The following is a 19,697-nucleotide window of genomic DNA, read 5'->3' as shown; positions in this document are numbered from 1 at the left end:
CCAACAGGAGGCAGGCCATGGGCAAGGTGGCGTGGGGATTTACCAGTTCGATTGACGGTTTCCTGGCCGGACCCGGCCACGACATGAGCTGGTTTGACGCACTGGAGCCGCTGCCGCCTGGGATCACTGAACGGATGGCTGAGGCCGTGGGGGTCATCATCTCCGGGCGGAACGGCTACGACGCCGCCAAGGCACAGCAGGAGCAGCGGGACGAGACAACGGCCGAGGCGTACGGCGGTGCCTGGTCCGGGACCGAGTTCATTCTCACCCACCGCCCGGAAGAACTCGCCGGTGATTCCTCGGTGACCGCACTGAACTGCGGAGTCGTGGAGGCCGTGCGCCGGGCACAGGAGATCGCCGGGGAGAAGGACGTGCAGATCATCAGTGCGGACATCGCCCGGCAGGCGCTGGAACATGACCTCATCGATGAGCTTCAGGTCTTTGTTGCTCCCGTCCTGCTGGGCGACGGGATCCGCATCTTCGAAGTTCCCGGCGGACGGCGCTACGACTGGGAGCTGACCGGCATCATCGAGGGTGCGGAGCGCAGTTTTGGCCGCACCTACCGGCCCAGGCGGTCCGGTCGCTCCCGCCACTCCGGCCGGCAGTGATCCGCTGCGCTAGCGCGTAGCGAAGTGGACCCAGACGCCGATGATCCAGGCGGTTCCAGCAGCGAGCGCCAGCCCCAGTTCCACGAGCATCCCCAGACCGGTGGCCTTCAGCGCCGCCCAGGACGAGGACGCCGCAGCCGGCAGGCTGCGCTGGCGGACATACTCGCTGATCAGCAGACCGCCCGCGAAGCCGACGATCAGCCCCACGACGGGGATAAAGAACATTCCGGCAATGCCCACAGCGAGTCCCACCAGGACGGACCGGTTGGGGATTTTCCGCTGCTTCAGCTTCCTGCCGGTCAGGACAGCACTGGCGGAGAGCCCGGACAGCGCGAACAGCGCCCCAAAGGCGAAGGACCACCAGCCGGCGCCGCTGCTTACCCCGATCGCCCAGCCCAGGAACCCCAGCAGAATCAGGATGCTGCCTGGAAGGACCGGCACCACAATGCCGGCCACGCCCACAGCTATCAGCAGGCCGGCGACGAGGGTGATGATGAGGTCCGTATCCATGCAGCCAAGTCTTCCACGCGGCGGGGCAACACTGTTTCAGGGTGCATTGCCGGCCAGTCCGGCCGAAATCCGCTTTGCGGCGCTACAGTAAGGTTACTTATGAAGTCATCACCTTCAGTCCGCACCCCCAACGGCAAGAGGAGAAGCAGATGAGCATGGATTCAGGCAGCACCGCTGCGGGCGATCCCCGCCGCAGGCAGGCAGACGATGTTCCTCCCCGCGAGGACGCGGACGCCGGAGTCACCGGCACACCCGGTGCAGCAAACGGTCCCGGTACGCCGCATACCCCGGACGCTTCCAGCGCCTCCGGCACCACAAACGAACCGGACGTCACCCGCCGGCTGGAAACGCAGCCCCGCGCTGAACGCACCGGCCGCGCCGATACGCCAGGCAGCACTGGCGCACCAGGTGGCACCGGCAGCACAAGCGCTAATGACACCGAGGTGCTGAATGACAGCGTCACCGGCACCAGGGACCCGAACGACGCCGCCTACCGCACCGATGCGGCTCCGGCCGGCACCGGGCGCCGCGCGGCACCCAGGGACGAAACCGGCGCAGCAGCCTCCGGACACGACGGTCACCACCGGACCGCCGAGCAGCCGGTCATGCCGAACCGGGAAGCGCTGCTGGCCGCCGAACGGGAGCGTTTTGGCGGCATCAAGTTCGGCGCAGCGTTCTTTGGCTGGCTGACGGCTACCGGAATGGTGGTCCTGCTGTCGGCGCTGGCCGCTGCCATTGGGGCCGCCGTCGGCGTTTCAACGGACACGGACCTGGGCGCAGCACTGGACCAGGCGGCTGCGAACCAGTCCTCGGGGCTGATCGGCGCGATCATTACCCTGATTGTGCTGCTGCTGGCCTACTACGCGGGCGGCTACGTTGCCGGCCGGATGGCCCGCTTCAACGGCGCCAAGCAGGGCGTGGCCGTCTGGCTGTGGGCCCTGGTGGCTGCCGCCGTCGTTATTGTCCTTGGCCTGATCTTCAACGATGACATCCGCAGCCTCACCCAGCTGAACTCCGTGGCTCCCCTGCCGCAGGATCTCAGCCAGGTGAGCGCCGGATCCTGGCTGGCGCTTCTGGCCACCGTGGTGGTCAGCCTGGTCGGTGCGATCCTGGGCGGACTGGCCGGCATGCGCTTCCACCGCAGGGTGGACCGCGCCAAGTTCACGCCGGCAACGGCCTAGCCCGGACAGCAAGAAGCCGGCCCCGCAGTTGAACTGCAGGGCCGGCTTTTTACATGGAGCTTAGGGGCTGGGCATGCCACCGTTGACGTTCAGCGTTTCGCCCACCACGTAGCTGGACTCCGGGGACGCCAGGAAGACGTAGGCCGGGGCAAGCTCAGTCGGCTGGCCGGCGCGGCCAAGCGGCGTGTCCTTGCCGAACTCCGGCAGGGCATCCTTGGGCTGTCCGTCGGAAACCTGCAGCGGTGTCCAGAACGGGCCGGGTGCCACCGCGTTCACGCGGATTCCCTTCGGCGCCAGCTGCTGGGCCAGGCCCTTGGTGAAGTTGTTGATCGCAGCCTTGGTGCTCGCATAGTCCAGCAGGTGCGGAGACGGGCTGTAGGCCTGGATCGACGTCGAGTTGATGATGCTCGAGCCGGCCGGCAGGTGCGGAAGCGCTGCCTTGGTCACCCGGAAGAACGAGTAGATGTTGGTCTTGAAGGTGTCATCGAGCTGTTCGTCGCTGAGGTCTTCAAGGTTCTCCACCGCAACCTGCTTGCCGGCGTTGTTGACCAGGATGTCCAGGCCGCCCAGGCCGTCAACGGCATCCTGCACCACCTGGATGCAGTACTCGCGGTCCCGGAGATCACCCGGAAGCGGGACGGCGGTGCGGCCGGCATCCTTGATGAGCTCGATGACCCTGGCGGCATCTTCCTCTTCCTCCGGCAGGTAGGAGAGGGCGACGTCGGCGCCTTCCCGGGCGAAGGCAATGGCCACCGCCGCACCGATTCCGGAATCCGCGCCGGTAATCAGTGCCTTGCGTCCTTCAAGCCGCCCGGTTCCGCGGTAGGAATCCTCGCCGCGGTCTGTCTTGGGCTCAAGGTCCGCGTCGAGGCCGGGCTCGGGCTGATCCTGCTTGGGCGGGCTGACCGAGGGATACCGGTTGACCGGATCCTGGAATGTGTACTGGTCCGAAGTGTTTTCGTTGGCCATTAAGTTTCCCCACTTCCCATTGTTCATGGATATGGAGCCGCAACTCGCGGCCGCCTACTTAGGTAAGCATGCTTAGTATCCTATTGCGGAACGGCCACGCCGAGCAAACCCGGCCACTGGCCGGGCGGGGAAAGGAAGCTGGAGGGCCTAGAAGAAGAGGCCGAGGAATCCGACGCTGATGCTGCCAACCAGGCCGATAATCAGGAGCCAGACAATGGGCGTGCGGTACTTGTTCATGTGTCGCATGGTCCCCACAGTCTACGCGGAATGCCGCTGGCGGGTCAGGAACAATGCGGTGGCCGCCAGCAGCGCCGAACCCATCATCACCAGCGCTAGCGGGAAGGCCGTGAATTCCCCGCCCAGACCGGTCAGCGGCGAGACGGCCGCGCCCATCAGGAACTGGGCTCCGCCGAGCACCGCACTGCCGCTGCCGGTGGCGCCCTCTGCCTGGGCGAGGGCCAGCGCCGTCGTGTTTCCCATGATGAATCCCAGGGAGGAGACCATGCAGAACAGGGGCAGCGCCAGCAGCAGCGGCGGAACCGCTGCGAGAACAAGGACCAGCAGCACGACGGCGAAGCCCACCAGCACGCTCACAGCCCGCAGAACGGTGCGGCGGGGAGGCACCCGGCGGCTGAGCCGTGCGGCAATGAATCCGGCCGTCACCATGCCTGCGGCGTTCAGGCCAAACATCAGCCCGTAGGTTTCCGGCCCAAGACCCATGATGCTCTGGTAGACGAAGGGGGATGCGGAGATGTAGCTCATCAGCACCCCAAAGGAGCTCGCGAACAGCAGCACGTAGCCCAGGAAGCGGCCGCGGCGCAGCACCACCCCCAGACCTGCGAAGGGCGGTCCCGTGGAGCGGCGCTCCGCCGGCAGGCTCTCCCGCACGGCGCCGGCCGCGCAGATGAACATCAGCACGGCAATTCCCGCCAGCGTCCAGAGCACCCCGCGCCAGCCCCAGAGCCCGGTGAGCAGGCCGCCAACAACCGGGGCCACCACGGGAGCTACACCGCCAATGGTCATGAGCAGGCTGAAGGTGCGTGCCGCTGCCGGTCCTGAAGTCAGGTCGGCGGCCACGGCGCGGGCAATCACCGGACCGGACGCCGCGCACAGGCCCTGCACAAAGCGTGCAGCGATCAGCACACCCAGGTTTGGTGCGGCCGCGCAGGCGATCGAGGCGAGCACAAAGGCACCGGTTCCGATCAGCAGCGGACGGGTGCGGCCGTACCGGTCGGAGATGGGACCGAACCCCAGCTGGCCGGCGGCCATGCCGGTCAGGAAGGCGGTCAGGGTCAGCTGCACCCCCGACGCCGGGACGTCCAGGTCTGCCGCTATGCCCGGAAAGGACGGCAGGTACAGGTCCGTTGTGAACGGTCCCGTGGCAGCCAAGAAGGCGAGCACCAGCAGCAGGCCGGCGCCCAGCGGGGCAGCAGCCTGGGGCTTGGACTCTTTGGCGGGCACCTGCTGATAGTACGAACAATGCCCGCCTCTAGTGAAAAGCGGGCGTGGGCGGCAGACTTTTGGCAGGGATGCGTCGCCTCTAGAGACGGGACTGGAACCATGACAACCAACCAAGACAACCTGATCGTGGTGGGCGTAGACGGTTCCGCCCTGTCAGTCGTGGCGCTGCAGACGGCCCGCCGGCTGGCAGAACTCCTGCAGTGCCGGCTGGAGGCGGTCACGGTCTGGTCATTTCCGATCTCGCTTGCCGCTCCCGTGGCGTCCACGGAGTGGTCACCGCGGGTGGATGCCGAGGAAGCCCTCAACCTCGCCGTACTTGAAGCCTTCGGCGAGGACGTTCCGGAAGGACTCCGGAAGGTCGTTGTGTCCGGCCAGCCGGTGCAGGTGCTCGTGGAGGCCAGCAAGGGCGCACAGATGCTGGTGCTCGGCAGCCGGGGCAGGGGCGGCTTCGCGGGGCTGCTGCTGGGTTCAGTCAGCTCCGCCGCTGCAGCCCACGCCCACTGCCCCGTGCTGATTGTCCATCCGCCGGAGAAGGACTAGCTGCTGCCGCTAGCGGCGGACCGCGCAGGCGTCCTGGCGTTCAGCCTGCGCTGCGGCTTCGGATTCTTCCTCTGAGGCAAGTCCGCCCGGAGCGGTGAGCGCAGCCTCAGGTGCAGCCGACGGGTCGGCGGGAGCACCGGCGTCGGTCACGGCGTCAGCCTCAGGAGCTGCATCCTTGTCCGCAGCAACCCGGCGCAGCGTATAGACGGCTCCAACGGCCGCGGCCACCATCAGCACAATGCCGATCAGCGACGTCGCCACCACACCGGAGTCGAACGCGGACTGGGCTGAGGTGAGCAGATCCGCGGCCTGCGGGCCGGGCAGGGTCTTGGCTGCTTCGACGGCGCCGCCGAGGGTCTCCGACGCTGCGGCTGCTGCGGCGGGATCCATGCCGTCCGGGATCACGATGCCGTTGCGGTAGCCCGCGGTCAGGATGCTGCCCAGCACGGCGGTGCCAAGGACGGCACCCACTTCATAGGCGGTTTCGGAGATGGCCGACGCCGCACCCGCTTTGGCCGGCGGGACGCTGCCGAGGATGAGGTCATTGGAGATGGTTTCAGCGGAGCCGACGCCGATGCCCAGGATCATAAAGGCGATCACCAGTCCCAGCGGGCTCTCGTCGTGTCCGGTCAGCAGCACCACGGTGTAGCCGACGGCGCTGAAGGTCAGGCCTGCGGCGACGGCGTAGGCCGGGCGCACGCGCCGGACCACCCGGACGACGGCGAGGCCGGCGACCACGGTGAGCATCAGGCCCGGGAGCATCATCAGTCCGGCTTCGCGGGGCGTCTGCCCCAGCACCAGCTGGAGGTGCTGGGAGAGGAAGAGGATGAAGCCCACCTGCGCGAAGACGCTGAGCAGGTTCGCCGAAATGGACCCGGTGAAGACGGGGTTGCGGAAGAGCCGCACGTCCAGCATCGGCTCGGAGCGGCTGAGCTGGCGGCGCACAAACGCAAACCCGAAGATCAGGCCGGCGGCCATGGGCAGCAGGGAGTAGGCGTCGAGTCCGTGGGTGGAGATGGACTTGATGCCGTAGACCAGCGGGAACATGGTGGCCATGACCAGCAGGATGCTGATCGGATCCACCTTGCCCGGCTTGGGGTCACGGGATTCGGGCAGCAGCTTCGGGCCGAAGACCAGCAGCGGGATCAGCACCGGTACCGCGAGCAGGAAGACCGAGCCCCACCAGAAGTGTTCCAGCAGGGTTCCGCCCACAATCGGACCCAGCGCAGCGCCGCCGGAGAAGCCGGCGGCCCAGACGGCGATCGCGATCCGGCGCTGGCCGGGCACCACGAACATGTTCCGGATGATGGAAAGCGTGGCAGGCATCAGCATGGCGCCGAAGAAACCGAGCAGGGCGCGGGCGCCGATCAGGGCACCGGCGGTGGGGGCAAAGGCCGCCGCGACTGAGACCAGGCCAAAACCGGCCGTACCGATCATCAGCAGCTTCCGCCGTCCGAGCCTGTCCCCCAGGCTGCCCATCGGCACCAGCAGACCGGCCAGGATCAGCGCGTAGATGTCGATGATCCAGAGCAGTTCAGTCCCGGTCGGTGCCAGGGCACGGGACAGGGACGGGACGGCAAAGCTGAGCACGGTGTTGTCTACCGCTACCAGCAGGACGGCGAGCATCAGCACCGCCAGTCCCAGCCATTCACGCTTTCCGGCCCGCTGAAGCACGGGCCGTTCCTGTACCGCAGGCACAATTCCTCCTTGGACTTGGCAGGGCTCCGCCTGCCGCAAAGTGATGGGTCAAAAAGAGATGCCAGTAGCCGCCGGGTCCACCCCGAAACGTTACTGTACCGTCTAGACTGTACAGCACGGAATGGCGTAGCGTAAAGCCATGCCTGAACAGACACCCGCCCGGGAACGCGTCCTCTCTGCGTACGAGGAACTGCTGATCAATGAAGGTCCCCGCGGGGCCACCCTCGACGCCGTCACTGCCCTCGCCGGCGTCTCCAAGGGCGGACTGCTCTACCACTTCAAGAACAAGGAAGCGCTGGCCACCGGACTCCTGGACCGGCTGCGGGTATTTGCGGCCGAAGATCTGGAACGTATGCGGACCGACCCCGAAGGCCCGGCGCGCTTCCTGGTCCGCACCTCTGTCTATGTGGACAGCGGACTGGACCGTGCCCTAATCGGTGCGGTGCGCCTGGCACAGGCGTCCGACGCCGCTGCGTCCGAGCTGCTGCAGCAGATCCACCGCGACTGGTTCGATCTGGTGCTCGGCGAAGTGGGTGACCGCGCGATTGCCCGGGCCATCATGCTGCTCGGCGACGGGCTGTACTACAACGAAGGCCTGCCCGGCGGGTGGCCGCAGGAGGAGAACTCCCCCACTTCAGGTTCCGTGGAGGAACTTCTACAGGTGGTGGACCTGCTCAAGGCCCAGGCCGCCCTCAAGCACGCCTAGGCAGCGGTTCCCGACTGCCGCCGCAACGGCCGCCGGCACGTAACAAATGTGCCCTGTGGCACAGTATGTGCCATGGAAATGAGCACAGCAGACCTCTATGACGAACACGGCGAAGCCCTCGCGTCGGTGTCCCTCCAGTTCCAGGACCTGGGCGGACACACCCGATTCACGGGCCCGGTGCGCACCATCCGCTGCCATGAGGACAACGGGCTGGTGAAGTCCACCCTGAACTCGCCGGGCAACGGCGCGGTGCTCGTGGTCGACGGCGGCGGATCGCTGAACACCGCCCTGATGGGGGACATGATTGCGGAGGCCGCGGTCGCGAACGGCTGGGCCGGCGTCGTCATCAACGGACCAATCCGTGACCGTGCGGCCGTGGCCAAGCTTCCGCTGGGCGTGAAGGCGCTGGGTTCGAACCCGCGCAAGAGCGCCAAGGACTCAGCCGGCGAAGTGGACGTCCCGGTGGAGTTCGGCGGTGTTCTCTTCCGCCCCGGCGCCGTGCTCTATGCCGACGAGGACGGAATCCTGGTCGAGCGGTAGATCCGCAGGTGTCCGCGCAGGCTGGCCCCGCGCGGACGTCCAGCTACGCGTTCCAGAGACCGTAGGAGTCCGCGAGGGAGGAAATCTTCTGTGCACGGGCCAGGCGCGGCAGGTAGGAACCGTCGCCCACCACGGCTCCGGCGGCGTGTGCCTCCAGCAGCTCGTGCGCCCAGACGATTTCCGATTCGCTGGGTGAGAGGCCCTTGTTGATGGTGTCCGCAGCTTCGGGCATCAGGCAGAGCTTGCCCGTCATGCCCATGGACGCGGTCACCTTGCAGGCGTCGAGCAGTTTTTCGCCCAGGGTTCCGGGCGTCGGGCCGTCAATCGGGCCGGGCAGCTGTCCCACACGGGAGGCAACCACCAGCTTGGAGCGGGCGTAGGCCAGTGCCATCGGGTCATCCGAGGCGCCGGTGTCGCGGCGGAAGTCGCCCACGCCGAAGGCCAGCCGGAACGTACCCGGTGCGCTGGCAATCGCCGTCGCGTTCTCAATGCCGAGGGCGGATTCAACCAGTGCGAGCACCGGAGTGCCGGCCTGGAGCCGCATGGCGGTGTGGGTGACCTGCTCGGGCTTTTCGGTCATGGCCAGCATGACACCGCGCAGGCCGGGAGCCTTCGACAGCGCAGCCAGGTCATCTGCCCAGTAGTCGGTTTCGATGCCGTTGACGCGCACCCAGGCGGTCATGCCGGTGGAGAGCGCCTCAACCACGCGCTCACGGGCTTCTGCCTTGCCTTCGGCGGGAACGGCATCCTCCATGTCGAACACGACTGAGTCCGCTTCCGAGGCAAGCGCGGGAGCAAAATTCGCTTCATCCGCGGCGGAAGCCAGCAGCCAGGAACGGGACAGTTTCGCGGGCAGCGCTGCAGCGCGGCTGTTTCGGAATGGAGCCATACCGTCGAGCCTACTTTCCGCCCCCGCGATACCCCAATGCAGACCCCTCCGGTGTGACCACCGTTACTGTCGCTGCGCTGCGGGGTTGCTTAGCAGAAGCCCGCGATGGTATTCCAGACGGGATCATCCTCCGCAGCGCCGTCCCGCAGCACGGCGGCTTCGATCAGACCATAGGGGCGGTCGGCAGCAAAGAAAACCTCGCCCGGGTTATCCAGTCCGAACGGGTCCAGGTCCACCAGGAAGTGGTGGTTGTTGGGCAGCGAGAGCCGCACCTCGGCGATCTCCGGATGTCCCTCAAGCACGGCCCGGCCCATCTGGAACATACTCTGCTGCAGCGCCAGGGAATGGGTGTTCGCGAACGCATCCAGCAGGGCGGACCGCACGGACGCGTAGGCAGCGTCAAAGTCCGGAACGTCCGCGTTCGAGTACCGCCATTTGGCGGTGACGTCCGTGGCCAGGATCCGGTCCGACGTCTCCGCCAGCGTGGTGTACCGGTCCCGCGGGAAGCCGTGGAACTCCGAACCGGTGGACTTCAGCACGGTCAGCCCGCTGATCCCGGCCACCAGATGCTGCCGGCCTCCCTCGACGAGCAGGACGGCGGTGCGGACCTCGGATTTGTCCTTGCTGAAAGCGTGGTCGTGGCCGTTGATCCGGTTCCAGAAGTACTGCTCCGCGGCCCAGCGTCCGCCGCTTACCCACTCGAAGCTGCCGGTGAAATGCCCCGCCAGGCGCAGCAGGAATGCCTCAGGGGAACCCACGCCGTCCCGGGCCAGGGCGTAAATGGTGTTCTTCTGGGTATCCGTCGCCACCACATGGGAGTTATCCCCCCGGGTGTGCGCGGCACCAAAATCCCCATGCAGCTGCGAGGTGATGCTTAGGTCCTCCAGGCTGTGGCGCGCCGTGTCCCGGGTGACTTTGACCAGCCGCACCTCGGCTTTGCCGTACTGGTTGGGCCCCAGGATGATCCGGGAGGTGCCTTCCCGGCGGGAAACGTCTTCAACTGCGTCCATGGGTCAGCTTCCCCGGTAGGTGGAGTAGGCATACGGGCTGATCAGCAGGGGCACGTGGTAGTGCTCCTGGTCCGCCACCGTGAAGGTCACGGTGACAGAGGGAAAGAACGACGCCGTTCCTGCCGTGGCGAAGTGCGCATCGGTTGTGAACTCCAGCCGGTACGTCCCCGCTGGCAGGTTGTCCGGCCCCAGGCCCGTTATCCGGCCGTCAGCGTCCGTTGTGCCGGCGGCAAGTTCCCGCCAGTCCAGCTCCCCGAGGATCTGGAGGGAGACCGGAACGCCGGCCGCAGGACGTCCGGTGGAGGTATCCAGCACATGGGTGGTAATCCGCCGTGTCATCCTGCCAGCAGTCCTTCAAGCCGAAGGATCGCGATCTCCCGCAGCGCTGCGGCGGTCGCAGCCAGCTCATCCTCGGCACTGTTTTCCAGCCGCTGGTTAAGGACGGCCAGGATCTCCTCCGTGCTGCGGCCCGCAGCACGGATCAGGAAGACCCGCCCAAAACGCTCTTCGTAGCGGCGGTTTCCTTCTTCGAGCTGTTCCCGGCTGCCGCCGGCGAACTCGAGTCCGGACTGTTCACTCCTGGACATCTCCGCTTCCTGCCCGCTGCCGGCGGAACGGCTGCCAATCCGCGGGTGACTGGCCAGCGCACCGCTGATCTCAGCCGCGGTCCAGTCCGGAGCAGCCAGCTCGGCGAAGGAGAGCAGTTCAGCTGCGGTGCCGAACGGCCGGGCGAAGGAGATCTCAGATGTCCAGCGCGGCAGGTCAACGCAGGGCCGAAGCATTTCCTGGGCCTTCGCATAAGGTGCCGAGTTGAACTCGGCCAGGAAATCCTGCGGAGGGAATGCGTTCATTGGTGTCAGCTTTCACTGGTGCCGGCCTCTGCCGGCGCTGAACACCCTTGACCATCGGTTATATGCCTGCCGACTTGATTCGATGTTTCCGGAGAAGGTATTACTCACCTGAATTCAGGTCCGCTCATTCTTCAGCCGGGGCAGCACAGTGTCAAGGGTTCATCCCACCGGGAATCACCGCAAACCTGCGCACACCAAAACCGCCCCGGCACCGGGATCCGCACTCCGCGCGGGAACCTGGCCCCGGCCCCCGAATGCCTGCCTCGACCCTCCTGCGGGCGGGGTCCGTGCATGGTAGGCTCCAACCCAATTCTGGGCCCGGCCCCGGCGAATAACCTCGATGCAATAACAATTGCCGGAATTGTGCGCAGTCTCCTGCAGCTTTCCGCCGCGGGTGGTCAATAAAAAGAACTTTGTATGCCTTGAACAGCGATTTCTTTCCAGAACCTGCTGTGCAGAATCCGCAGCCGGGCTGGGGACAGCTGCCGAGCCGGGAGGGCAGAGCAGCCGTCCCGGCGAAGTTAGGAGTGAGCTGGACTTGGATCTGAACACAGTGGAGGACCTGATCATCACGGCGGACCCGGCGGATTACCGCCCGGGGGATGCGTGGCTGGCCGGCGGCACTGTGCTCTTCTCGAACGGTTCGTCCTCCCTTCGCCGGCTGCTGGACCTCAGCCGCGCCGGATGGGAACCGCTGACGGCCGGCGACGAGGGCCTCGAGATCGCCGCGACCTGCACAATCGCCCAGCTGCATGGCTTCGCCGCAGCCCTCCCTCCGGCCGCGGCCGCCTGGCCGGCGCTGAACCTGGTTCACGCCTGCTGCGACGCGTTTGTTGCCAGCCACAAGGTCTGGAATGTTTCCACCGTGGGCGGCAACCTGTGCACGGCCCTGCCCGCCGGCCCCATGACGGCTCTCACGGCAGCGCTGGACGGGCAGGCGCTGCTCCTCTCCCCCGCCGGAACCCGCCGCACCCTGCCCGTAACAGAGCTCGTCACCGGCGACGGACAGACTGCCCTCGCCCCCGGCGAACTGCTGCGCAGCATTACCCTTCCCGCAGAGGCCCTCGCCTCGCGCACCGCGATGCGCCGCCAGTCGCTCACCAACCTGGGCCGTTCCGCTGTGCTGCTCATTGGGCGGGCGGATCCAGGCGGAACCTTTGTTCTCACCGTCACCGCCGCCACGGTCCGGCCGTTTCAGCTGCGCTTTGACGCAGTTCCGTCCGCAGCCGAGCTTCGCGCGGCGCTGGATGCCGCCATCCCCTTCTCCGCCTACCACGATGACGTGCACGGACTGCCGGAATGGCGGCGGTTTATGACCGAACAGTTCAGCGAAGAAATCCGGTCCGAACTGGCCGGTGACCCCGGCGGAGGGACCGCATGAGCTACACCGTCAACGGCGAATCAACAGACGCCGAACCGGCGCCGGGCCAGTGTCTGCGCACCTTCCTGCGGGCACTGGGCAACACCGGGGTGAAAAAGGGGTGCGACGCCGGTGACTGCGGCGCCTGCACGGTGCATGTGGACGGCACGCCCGTGCACAGCTGCATCTTTCCGGCCCGCCGCGCGGAGGGCCGGGAGGTCACCACCATCGAAGGACTGGCCGGCGCGGGCACGCTGCATCCGGTGCAGCAGCAGTTCCTGGACGCCCAGGGCTTCCAATGCGGCTTCTGTACTGCCGGAATGATCATGACCGCAGCTGCATTTGGTCCGGCGGACCGGGCCGACCTTCCCCGTGCACTGAAGGGCAATCTCTGCCGGTGCACCGGCTACCGGGCCGTGGAAAACGCCGTCGCCGGCGTGCAGGGCATCGACGGCGGCAGCAGCGGAGTGGGTGAGAACGTTCCGGCCCCGGCAGGCCCGGCGATCGTCACCGGCACTGCCCGCTACACCCTCGATCTGCCTCCCGGCACCCACCCGGGGCTGCTGCATTTGGCGCTGGCCCGGTCACCGCATGCCCACGCCAGGATCACTGCGGTTGACGCCTCGGCCGCCCTGGCGGTTCCCGGTGTGAAGGCAGTGTTTACCCACGAGGACGCCCCCGCACTCCGGTTTTCCTCCGCCCAGCACGAACTGCACACCGATGACCCGGCGGACACCCGGGTGCTGGACGACATCGTTCGGTTTAAGGGCCAGCGCGTCGCCGCCGTGGCAGCGGATTCTGTGGCGGCAGCCCAGGCCGGTGTCCGGGCGCTGCGGATCGAGTACGAAATCCTGCCCGCAGTGTTTGAGCCGGACGAGGCGCTGGCTCCCGGAGCGCCGCTGCTGCACGCGGCAGCGGCGGCGGAACCCGGCGTCGGAACCCCCGCTCCCAGTAACGTCGTGGCCGAGCTGCACTCGGAACTGGGGAACCCGGATGCGGGGTTCGCTGCCGCCGCGGCCATTCATGAAGGCACCTATTACAGCCAGCGCCTGCAGCATGTGGCACTGGAAACCCACGCGGCCGTCGCTTCCTTTGATGAGCACGGACGGCTGGTCATCCGGACCTCCACCCAGGTTCCGTTCCTGGTCCGGCGCACACTGTGCCGGGTGTTTGACCTGCCGCTGGAGAAAGTCCGGGTGGTATCCGGCCGCGTGGGCGGCGGGTTCGGCGGCAAGCAGGAAGTCCTGGTGGAGGACATCGCGGCCCTGGCGGCTCTCCGGCTGGGCCGGCCCGTGCAGATCGAGCTGAGCCGCGAGGAGCAGTTCACTGCCACCACAACACGGCATCCGTTCCGAGTCCGGGTGAAGGCCGGAGCCGACGCCGCCGGTGTCCTGACCGCCCTGGCCGTGGACGTCACCACCAACACCGGTGCGTACGGCAACCACGGGCCGGGCGTGATGTTCCACGGCTGCGGCGAGTCTGTGGCGGTGTACCGGTGCGCGAACAAAAAGGTGGACGCCCGTGCTGTTTACACCAATACAGTCCCCGCCGGGGCCTTCCGCGGCTACGGATTGAGCCAGATGGTCTTCGCCGTCGAATCGGCGCTGGATGAACTCGCCCGTACTCTGGACCTTGATCCGCTTGAGTTCAAACGCCGGAACCTCGTGGTGGAGGGTGACCCCATGCTTTCCACATCGCCGGAAGCCGTCGGAGACGTGCTCTACGGCAGCTACGGGCTGGACGAATGCGTGGATCTGGTCCGCGGTGCGCTGCAGGAAGGGGCACAGGATCCGCGGCGTTCCGGCTCGGACCTGGGGCCGGCCTGGCTGGTGGGCGAGGGCACCGCCGTCGCCATGATTGACACGGTGCCGCCGCGCGGCCACGTTGCCCACACCCGGATAGCGCTGCGTCCGGACGGGCGGTACGGGCTCGACGTCGGCACCGCCGAGTTCGGCAACGGCACCACCACCGTCCATGCGCAGCTTGCCTGCAGCGCTCTGTCCACCCAGCCGCAGAACGTTGTGATCCGGCAGTCGGACACGGACCTGGTGGACCATGACACCGGCGCCTACGGCTCCACCGGAACTGTGGTTGCGGGCAAGGCCACGCTGGCGGCTGCCGCCGAACTTGCCACCCGCCTGCTGGGATTCGCGGCGTCGCTGTTCCGCAGCACCTCCGCCTGGGTCAGTCTCGAGACGGATTCCGTGGTCTGCGGTGATGAACGCGTACCGCTGGCGGAGGTGTACCTGCGCGCCCGGGAGGCCGGCGTCGAGCTGGTGGCAGAAGGACGCTGGGGCGGCACGCCGCGCTCTGTTGCCTTTAACGTGCAGGGCTTCCGGGTGGGTGTGGACCCGTCCTCGGGAGAGATCCGGATCCTGCAAAGCGTGCAGGCCGCGGACGCCGGGGTGGTTGTGAATCCACTGCAGTGCCGCGGGCAGATTGAAGGGGGCGTGGCGCAGGCGATCGGCGCGGGCCTGTTCGAGGAGCTGCTGGTGGATGCCTCCGGTGAGGTTCAGACCAGGGTTCTGCGCCAGTACCATGTGCCCGCCTTTGCCGACGTGCCGCGCACGGAAGTCCTGTTTGCCGCCACCAATGATTCGCTGGGTCCCCTGGGCGCCAAATCAATGAGTGAAAGTCCGTTCAACCCCGTGGTTCCGGCGCTGGCCAATGCACTGCGCGAGGCCACCGGCCTGCGCTTCACCCGGCCGCCGTTTGCCCGTGACCGGGTGTATCTGGCCCTGCGCGAAGCTGGTGTTGGGTCCGGCCCGCCTAAGCCCCGGTGAGCTCCCCGGACATCCCTGCCAACACCCGTGCCGGAAATCTGGAAGACTTAAGCCATGAGTGAGCAGAGCAGCGGCAAGAATACGCAGCCCGGCCGCCGGGGCTGGCTGACCGGGGGGCCGGTGCTGACGGTCCTCCTGATCGCCGGTCCGCAGATCCCCGGACTCCTGAGCAGGCTGTTTTCCGGCGCCCCGGAGGGGGTCTACTCACTGGCCACCGTGTATGGGGGCGCCCTCCTGACGCTGATCGGCGCCGGCCTGCTGGTGTACTTCCTCGGATCCCGCCAGTCCGCGGGCGCCGGCCGTACCCCTGCGGCCTCGGAACCCGAGCGGGACTAGTTGCACCCGGTGCAACGATGCACTTAGTGTAGGAGTGTGCTTCCAGCCAGTTCCACCCCCGACCGCCGGACGGCCATCAAAAGTAGGCACCGCCAGGCAATAGTCGATGCCTGCGCTGCCCTGCTGACCGAACGCCGTGGCACTGATTTCACCGTCGATGAGCTGGCCCAGCGCGCCGATGTTTCCCGCCGCACTGTTTTCAACCATTTCGCCTCGCTTGACGACGTCGTTACCGAGGTAGGCACCGACGTCGTCGCCTCCTCCCTGACACTGCCGGACGGCACGGCACCGGAGGGCTATTCACCGCTGGATGACCTCGTGGACCTGGTAAGTTCACCCCGGTTCATCGAAGCGGTTTCCTATCTCACGCAGGTTCTTGGCCGTGCCGACGCACGTTCCTCGCCGCAGCAGGCCATTATGGCTTTCCGCTCCGTCACCATGGCAGGCGACCAGGTGATGGCCGCCCTCGCTTCCCGGCACCCCGAGTCCGATCCGGAGGACATCCAGCTTCTGGTGGGCACCTTTGCGGGCGGAATCAGCGTGCTTTACGAACGCTGGTGCGCCCAGACCGGAGCCGTAGACACCCCTGAATCCCGCACCGCCTGGATTGAGCTCCTCCAGCGGCTCGTCACAGCCCTGCGCACCGGCACCGGGGCGGGCACGCCCCCCAGCCGGTCCTAATTTTTCGCTCGCGGCGATTCACCCCGCCGCCCCCGTCCGCAGCAGAACCAAGATTTTTGATAAGGACCACCAATGGCTGAATTCCTTTACCGCCTGGGGCAGGGCGCCGCACGGCGCGCCCGCACCGTGCTGGGCGTGTGGATTGCAGTGCTGGCAATTGCCGGCATAGCGTTCGCACTCTTCGGCGGCACTCTCTCCACCGCCATCTCCATCCCGAACACTCCCACCACCCAGGTCACCGACCGCCTGCAGCAGGAGCTCCCCGAGGCCTCCGGCGGCACCGGTTCCGTGGTCTTCCAAACCGAGGACGGCTCACCCTTCGCCCAGGAGCAGAAGGACGCCATCGCTGCCCTCGTGACCGATGCGTCCGAGGTAGACGGTGTTGAAAACGCCGTCGACCCCTTCGCCACGGAAGCCGAACGGGATGCACAGCGCGCCCAGCTGGAAGAGGGTCAGGCACAGCTCGACGCCGGCCGGGCCCAGCTGGAGGCTGCACGTGCCGAGCTCGACGCCGGCCAGCAGCAGCTCGATCAGGCCCGGGCCCAGGCCGAGGCCGCCGGCGCACTGGCAATGGCCCAGCCGCAGCTCGACGCACAGCAGGCGCAGCTTGATGCAGGCCGGGCGGAGCTGGATGCCCAGGCCGCAGCCGCCGAAGCGCAGGCCCCGCAGCTGGAACAGGGCGCAGCCCTGCTGAACATGGCGCAGGAAATCCGGATGGTTTCCGAAGACGGCAGCGCTGCCATCGTGACCGTGGTCTTCGAAGACACGCAGATGGAGGTCACCCAGGAAACCAAGGATGCCCTCGTGGCTGTCTTCAACGACGCCCCCGTGGAAGGGGTCACCACTGACTTCTCCACCGACATTGCCCAGGGCATCCCCAGCATCTTCGGCATCGGCGAGGTCATCGGCCTGATCGTTGCGGCCGTTGTCCTGGTGGTTATGCTCGGCACCCTGGTGGGTGCCGGCCTGCCGCTGATTACCGCGCTGATCGGCGTCGGAATCGGCGCCCTGGGCGCGCTGGCTTTCTCCGGCGTCGTCGAAATGGTCTCCGTAACCCCGGTGCTGGGCCTGATGCTGGGCCTCGCCGTGGGCATCGACTACGCCCTGTTCATCGTGAACCGGCACCGCCGCCAGCTCAAGGCCGGCTACGGGCTGGAAGAATCGATCGGCCTGGCCAACGGAACCTCCGGCAACGCCGTCGTCTTCGCCGGGTCCACCGTGCTGATTGCACTGCTGGCCCTGAATATCACGGGCATTCCGTTCCTGGGCCTGATGGGTACCGTGGGCGCTGCCTGCATCGCGATTGCCGTGATGATCGCCGTGACCCTGACGCCGGCCCTGCTGAAGCTGACGGGCATGCGCATCCTGAGCAAGAAGGAACGCGCTGCGGTCACGCACGCCGAGGAAGCAGCTTCACCGGCCCCCGTGCCCGCTGCGGCCAAGCCCATGTCCACCATGAGTGCCGTGTTCACCGCCCTGGTTTCAATCGCGGCACTGCTGGTCATCGCCATTCCGGCGCTGGACCTGCGTACCGGCCTGCCGGACGGATCTTCCGAAGCCCACGACTCCACGCAGTACCGCGCCTACTCCACCCTCTCGGAGAAGTTCGGTGAGGGCCAGAACGGCACCCTGCTGGTGGTCGCCGAGCTGGAATCCGAACCGACCGACGCCGAGGCCACCGCGGCCCAGGCCGAGATCGCCGGCATCCTGTTCGAGCAGGACGGCGTCTCCGCCGTCGCACCCATTGGCTCCTCCGAGGACGGCAGCACGGTTGCCTTCCAGGTGGTTCCCGAGCAGGGACCCACGAGTGAATCCACCGAGAACCTGGTGCACACGCTCCGGGACATGTCCCCGCTGAACGGCGAATATGAGATCGGCGTGGCTGGAACCGCGTCCGGCAACATCGACATTTCCGACAAGCTGTCCGACGCCCTGCCGATTTACCTCGGCGTGGTGGTGGGCCTGTCCCTGCTGATCCTGATCCTGGTTTTCCGGTCCATCTACGTTCCGGTCATTGCAACCCTCGGCTTTGTGCTCTCCTACTTCGGTGCCCTCGGCGGCGTCGTGGCGATCTACCAGTGGGGCTGGCTTTCCGGTGTCTTCAACGTGGAGTCCCCCGGCCCGATCCTGAACTTCCTGCCGACCATCCTGGTGGGCATCCTGTTCGGTCTGGCTATGGACTACATGCTCTTCATCGGCTCCGGTATGCGGGAGGCCTACGCCCACGGCGCTCCGTCCCGGGTGGCCGTGGTGCAGGGCGTCCGGGCGGGCCGCGCCGTGGTGACCGCGGCGGCGATCATCATGGTCTCCGTGTTCGGCGGCTTCGTCTTCTCCCACAGCGCCATGATCCGCCCCATCGGCTTCGCGCTGGCTTTCGGTGTGCTGCTGGATGCGTTTGTGGTCCGCATGCTGCTGATCCCCGCGCTGATGCACCTGGCCGGAGACAAGGCCTGGTGGCTGCCGAAGTGGCTGGACAAGATCCTGCCGGATGTCGACGTCGAAGGCTCCTCGCTGGAGCGCCGCCACCCGCATGTTGACCACCACGAACCGGAACCGGCCAGCCGCAGCTAGCGGCGTCCCGCCCCGGCTTCTCGAAACAGCAGCTGCCCCTCTTGGGGCGGCTGCTGTTTTTGTTATGGGCGAGGCCATCATTGCGGGACATGCGTAATTTCTGGACTCCGTCCAATAAGTGGACTATAACTGTCTGGACGGAGTCCATAATTGGTCTTCGTCTATTTACTTACGGCATGCGGGTCCCGCTGGGGGAGGACCGCACCGCGCAGGTTCTGCGGCCACTCTCCCCCGCCCTGTCCCGAAAGACGACCCAGGAGATACCCGTGAACCGCCCCGTCCCCCGGCTCGTGCCGGCGATTGCAGCAGCGGCCGCTGCTGTTCTGGCACTCTCAGCGTGCACACCCGCTTCCTCAGGTTCGGCCTCCTATCACGCTTGCCTCGACGACACCTCGCTACAATTCACGAGCATTGCCACATCAGCCGGGGACCTCGATTGCGGCCCTGGCAGTATCCCGGTGTCCTGGTTGGCTGCCGGAGCTGACGGGGAGGTCTCCAGCGTGGCGGCCACGGCGTCGGCCGATACCAAGGGAGACAAGGGCGAACCGGGCGCTGACGGCAAGCCCGGAGAATCCGGGCCCGCCGGCGCTCCGGGGCAGACGGGACCGGCTGGCCCAGCGGGTGCTCCCGGCAAGGCGGGGGCGCCCGGTCAGGCGGGGGCACCCGGGGCGACGGGAGCGACCGGGGCGACCGGAGCGCCCGGGGCGACGGGAGCGCCCGGCAAGGCGGGAGCGCCCGGGGCGGAGGGGGCCCCGGGAGCTACCGGGCCCGCCGGAGCTGACGGTGCCGACGGTGCCGACGGAGCCGACGGAGCAACTGGGCCCACCGGGCCCGCCGGCGAACAAGGACCCACCGGGCCTTCCGGACCCACCGGACCAGCCGGCGAACAAGGCCCAACCGGACCTACCGGACCCACCGGACCAGCCGGCGAACAAGGCCCAACCGGACCTACCGGACCCACCGGACCAGCCGGCGAACAAGGCCCAACCGGACCTACCGGACC

At 67.2% G+C, this 19,697-nt stretch carries 18 protein-coding genes; 10 read left to right on the top strand and 8 right to left on the bottom strand.

All coding sequences use genetic code 11. The annotated features are described in order from the left end of the window. The first annotated feature begins 17 nt into the window (after positions 1–17). Positions 18–608, top strand: a complete 591-nt coding sequence (locus ACWGQ2_RS14015) for a dihydrofolate reductase family protein (RefSeq protein ID WP_452018273.1) — start codon at positions 18–20, stop codon at positions 606–608. Positions 609–617: 9 nt separating this feature from the next. Here ACWGQ2_RS14015 and ACWGQ2_RS14010 read toward each other — a convergent pair whose 3' ends face one another. Continuing rightward, positions 618–1,118 carry a DUF456 domain-containing protein gene (locus ACWGQ2_RS14010; protein WP_452018271.1) on the bottom strand — a complete coding sequence of 167 codons (501 nt, stop codon included), beginning with the start codon at positions 1,116–1,118 and terminating at the stop codon, positions 618–620. A gap of 149 nt (positions 1,119–1,267) precedes the next feature. On the opposite strand from ACWGQ2_RS14010, the gene ACWGQ2_RS14005 reads away from it, so the two are divergent. After that, positions 1,268–2,299: a hypothetical protein gene (locus ACWGQ2_RS14005; RefSeq protein WP_452018269.1), complete on the top strand. Its 1,032-nt coding sequence runs from the start codon at positions 1,268–1,270 to the stop codon at positions 2,297–2,299. Between the two features lie 60 nt (positions 2,300–2,359). Here ACWGQ2_RS14005 and ACWGQ2_RS14000 read toward each other — a convergent pair whose 3' ends face one another. After that, on the bottom strand, positions 2,360–3,268 hold the full coding sequence (locus ACWGQ2_RS14000; RefSeq protein WP_452018267.1) for an SDR family oxidoreductase: 909 nt from the start codon (positions 3,266–3,268) through the stop codon (positions 2,360–2,362). 258 nt (positions 3,269–3,526) lie between these two features. After that, positions 3,527–4,729, bottom strand: a complete 1,203-nt coding sequence (locus tag ACWGQ2_RS13995; protein WP_452018265.1) for a multidrug effflux MFS transporter — start codon at positions 4,727–4,729, stop codon at positions 3,527–3,529. Positions 4,730–4,828: 99 nt separating this feature from the next. Between ACWGQ2_RS13995 and ACWGQ2_RS13990 the strand changes: the two genes are divergently transcribed. Then, on the top strand, positions 4,829–5,269 hold the full coding sequence (locus ACWGQ2_RS13990; protein ID WP_452018263.1) for a universal stress protein: 441 nt from the start codon (positions 4,829–4,831) through the stop codon (positions 5,267–5,269). 9 nt (positions 5,270–5,278) lie between these two features. Here the strand turns inward: ACWGQ2_RS13990 and ACWGQ2_RS13985 are convergent, their stop codons facing one another. Continuing rightward, complete coding sequence (locus tag ACWGQ2_RS13985; RefSeq protein WP_452018261.1) at positions 5,279–6,967, bottom strand: MFS transporter; 1,689 nt, start codon at positions 6,965–6,967, stop codon at positions 5,279–5,281. Between the two features lie 139 nt (positions 6,968–7,106). Between ACWGQ2_RS13985 and ACWGQ2_RS13980 the strand changes: the two genes are divergently transcribed. After that, positions 7,107–7,673, top strand: coding sequence for a TetR/AcrR family transcriptional regulator (locus ACWGQ2_RS13980; RefSeq protein ID WP_452018259.1), 567 nt, complete (start codon positions 7,107–7,109; stop codon positions 7,671–7,673). 72 nt (positions 7,674–7,745) lie between these two features. After that, the gene (gene rraA / locus ACWGQ2_RS13975; protein ID WP_452018257.1) at positions 7,746–8,213 is read left to right on the top strand and encodes a ribonuclease E activity regulator RraA; all 468 of its coding nucleotides are present in this window, start codon (positions 7,746–7,748) and stop codon (positions 8,211–8,213) included. Between the two features lie 43 nt (positions 8,214–8,256). On the opposite strand, the gene ACWGQ2_RS13970 is transcribed toward rraA, so the two are convergent. The 4 genes from ACWGQ2_RS13970 to uraD all read right to left on the bottom strand — a co-directional run bounded on the left by ACWGQ2_RS13970 (position 8,257) and on the right by uraD (position 10,963). Then, positions 8,257–9,102 (bottom strand): HpcH/HpaI aldolase/citrate lyase family protein, encoded by an 846-nt coding sequence (locus ACWGQ2_RS13970; protein WP_055242495.1) that lies wholly within the window; start codon positions 9,100–9,102, stop codon positions 8,257–8,259. Between the two features lie 89 nt (positions 9,103–9,191). Then, positions 9,192–10,112, bottom strand: coding sequence for a factor-independent urate hydroxylase (gene pucL, locus ACWGQ2_RS13965; RefSeq protein ID WP_452018254.1), 921 nt, complete (start codon positions 10,110–10,112; stop codon positions 9,192–9,194). A 3-nt stretch (positions 10,113–10,115) separates the two neighbouring features. Continuing rightward, positions 10,116–10,451, bottom strand: a complete 336-nt coding sequence (gene uraH / locus ACWGQ2_RS13960; RefSeq protein ID WP_452018252.1) for a hydroxyisourate hydrolase — start codon at positions 10,449–10,451, stop codon at positions 10,116–10,118. After that, positions 10,448–10,963, bottom strand: coding sequence for a 2-oxo-4-hydroxy-4-carboxy-5-ureidoimidazoline decarboxylase (gene uraD / locus ACWGQ2_RS13955; RefSeq protein WP_452018250.1), 516 nt, complete (start codon positions 10,961–10,963; stop codon positions 10,448–10,450). Before uraD ends, uraH begins: the two co-directional genes overlap by 4 nt. Positions 10,964–11,501: 538 nt before the next feature. On the opposite strand from uraD, the gene ACWGQ2_RS13950 reads away from it, so the two are divergent. The 5 genes from ACWGQ2_RS13950 to ACWGQ2_RS13930 all read left to right on the top strand — a co-directional run bounded on the left by ACWGQ2_RS13950 (position 11,502) and on the right by ACWGQ2_RS13930 (position 18,694). Next, positions 11,502–12,344: an FAD binding domain-containing protein gene (locus tag ACWGQ2_RS13950; protein WP_452018248.1), complete on the top strand. Its 843-nt coding sequence runs from the start codon at positions 11,502–11,504 to the stop codon at positions 12,342–12,344. Then, positions 12,341–15,106, top strand: a complete 2,766-nt coding sequence (locus tag ACWGQ2_RS13945; protein ID WP_452018246.1) for a molybdopterin-dependent oxidoreductase — start codon at positions 12,341–12,343, stop codon at positions 15,104–15,106. The genes ACWGQ2_RS13950 and ACWGQ2_RS13945 overlap by 4 nt, the downstream gene beginning before the upstream one ends. 54 nt (positions 15,107–15,160) lie before the next feature. Continuing rightward, positions 15,161–15,442, top strand: coding sequence for a hypothetical protein (locus ACWGQ2_RS13940; protein WP_452018244.1), 282 nt, complete (start codon positions 15,161–15,163; stop codon positions 15,440–15,442). A 36-nt stretch (positions 15,443–15,478) separates the two neighbouring features. After that, entirely contained in the window at positions 15,479–16,123 is a 645-nt protein-coding gene (locus ACWGQ2_RS13935) for a TetR/AcrR family transcriptional regulator (RefSeq protein WP_452018242.1), read from the top strand. A gap of 72 nt (positions 16,124–16,195) precedes the next feature. Further along, positions 16,196–18,694: an MMPL family transporter gene (locus ACWGQ2_RS13930; RefSeq protein ID WP_452018240.1), complete on the top strand. Its 2,499-nt coding sequence runs from the start codon at positions 16,196–16,198 to the stop codon at positions 18,692–18,694. Positions 18,695–19,697 lie beyond the last annotated feature (1,003 nt).

Source organism: Arthrobacter sp. NPDC055585 (genome assembly GCF_053619115.1).
The sequence above is the reverse complement of the archived record's forward strand: the minus strand, read 5'-3'. Positions and strand labels throughout refer to the sequence as shown.

Coding starts and splice junctions, on each gene's coding strand:
- pucL (WP_452018254.1), bottom strand. CDS start 10,112: ATGGACGCAGTTGAAGACGTTTCCCGCCGGGAAGGCACCTCCCGGATC.
- ACWGQ2_RS13990 (WP_452018263.1), top strand. CDS start 4,829: ATGACAACCAACCAAGACAACCTGATCGTGGTGGGCGTAGACGGTTCC.
- uraH (WP_452018252.1), bottom strand. CDS start 10,451: ATGACACGGCGGATTACCACCCATGTGCTGGATACCTCCACCGGACGT.
- ACWGQ2_RS13940 (WP_452018244.1), top strand. CDS start 15,161: ATGAGTGAGCAGAGCAGCGGCAAGAATACGCAGCCCGGCCGCCGGGGC.
- ACWGQ2_RS14000 (WP_452018267.1), bottom strand. CDS start 3,268: ATGGCCAACGAAAACACTTCGGACCAGTACACATTCCAGGATCCGGTC.
- uraD (WP_452018250.1), bottom strand. CDS start 10,963: ATGAACGCATTCCCTCCGCAGGATTTCCTGGCCGAGTTCAACTCGGCA.
- ACWGQ2_RS13970 (WP_055242495.1), bottom strand. CDS start 9,102: ATGGCTCCATTCCGAAACAGCCGCGCTGCAGCGCTGCCCGCGAAACTG.
- ACWGQ2_RS14015 (WP_452018273.1), top strand. CDS start 18: ATGGGCAAGGTGGCGTGGGGATTTACCAGTTCGATTGACGGTTTCCTG.
- ACWGQ2_RS14005 (WP_452018269.1), top strand. CDS start 1,268: ATGAGCATGGATTCAGGCAGCACCGCTGCGGGCGATCCCCGCCGCAGG.
- ACWGQ2_RS13945 (WP_452018246.1), top strand. CDS start 12,341: ATGAGCTACACCGTCAACGGCGAATCAACAGACGCCGAACCGGCGCCG.
- ACWGQ2_RS13980 (WP_452018259.1), top strand. CDS start 7,107: ATGCCTGAACAGACACCCGCCCGGGAACGCGTCCTCTCTGCGTACGAG.
- ACWGQ2_RS14010 (WP_452018271.1), bottom strand. CDS start 1,118: ATGGATACGGACCTCATCATCACCCTCGTCGCCGGCCTGCTGATAGCT.
- ACWGQ2_RS13930 (WP_452018240.1), top strand. CDS start 16,196: ATGGCTGAATTCCTTTACCGCCTGGGGCAGGGCGCCGCACGGCGCGCC.
- rraA (WP_452018257.1), top strand. CDS start 7,746: ATGGAAATGAGCACAGCAGACCTCTATGACGAACACGGCGAAGCCCTC.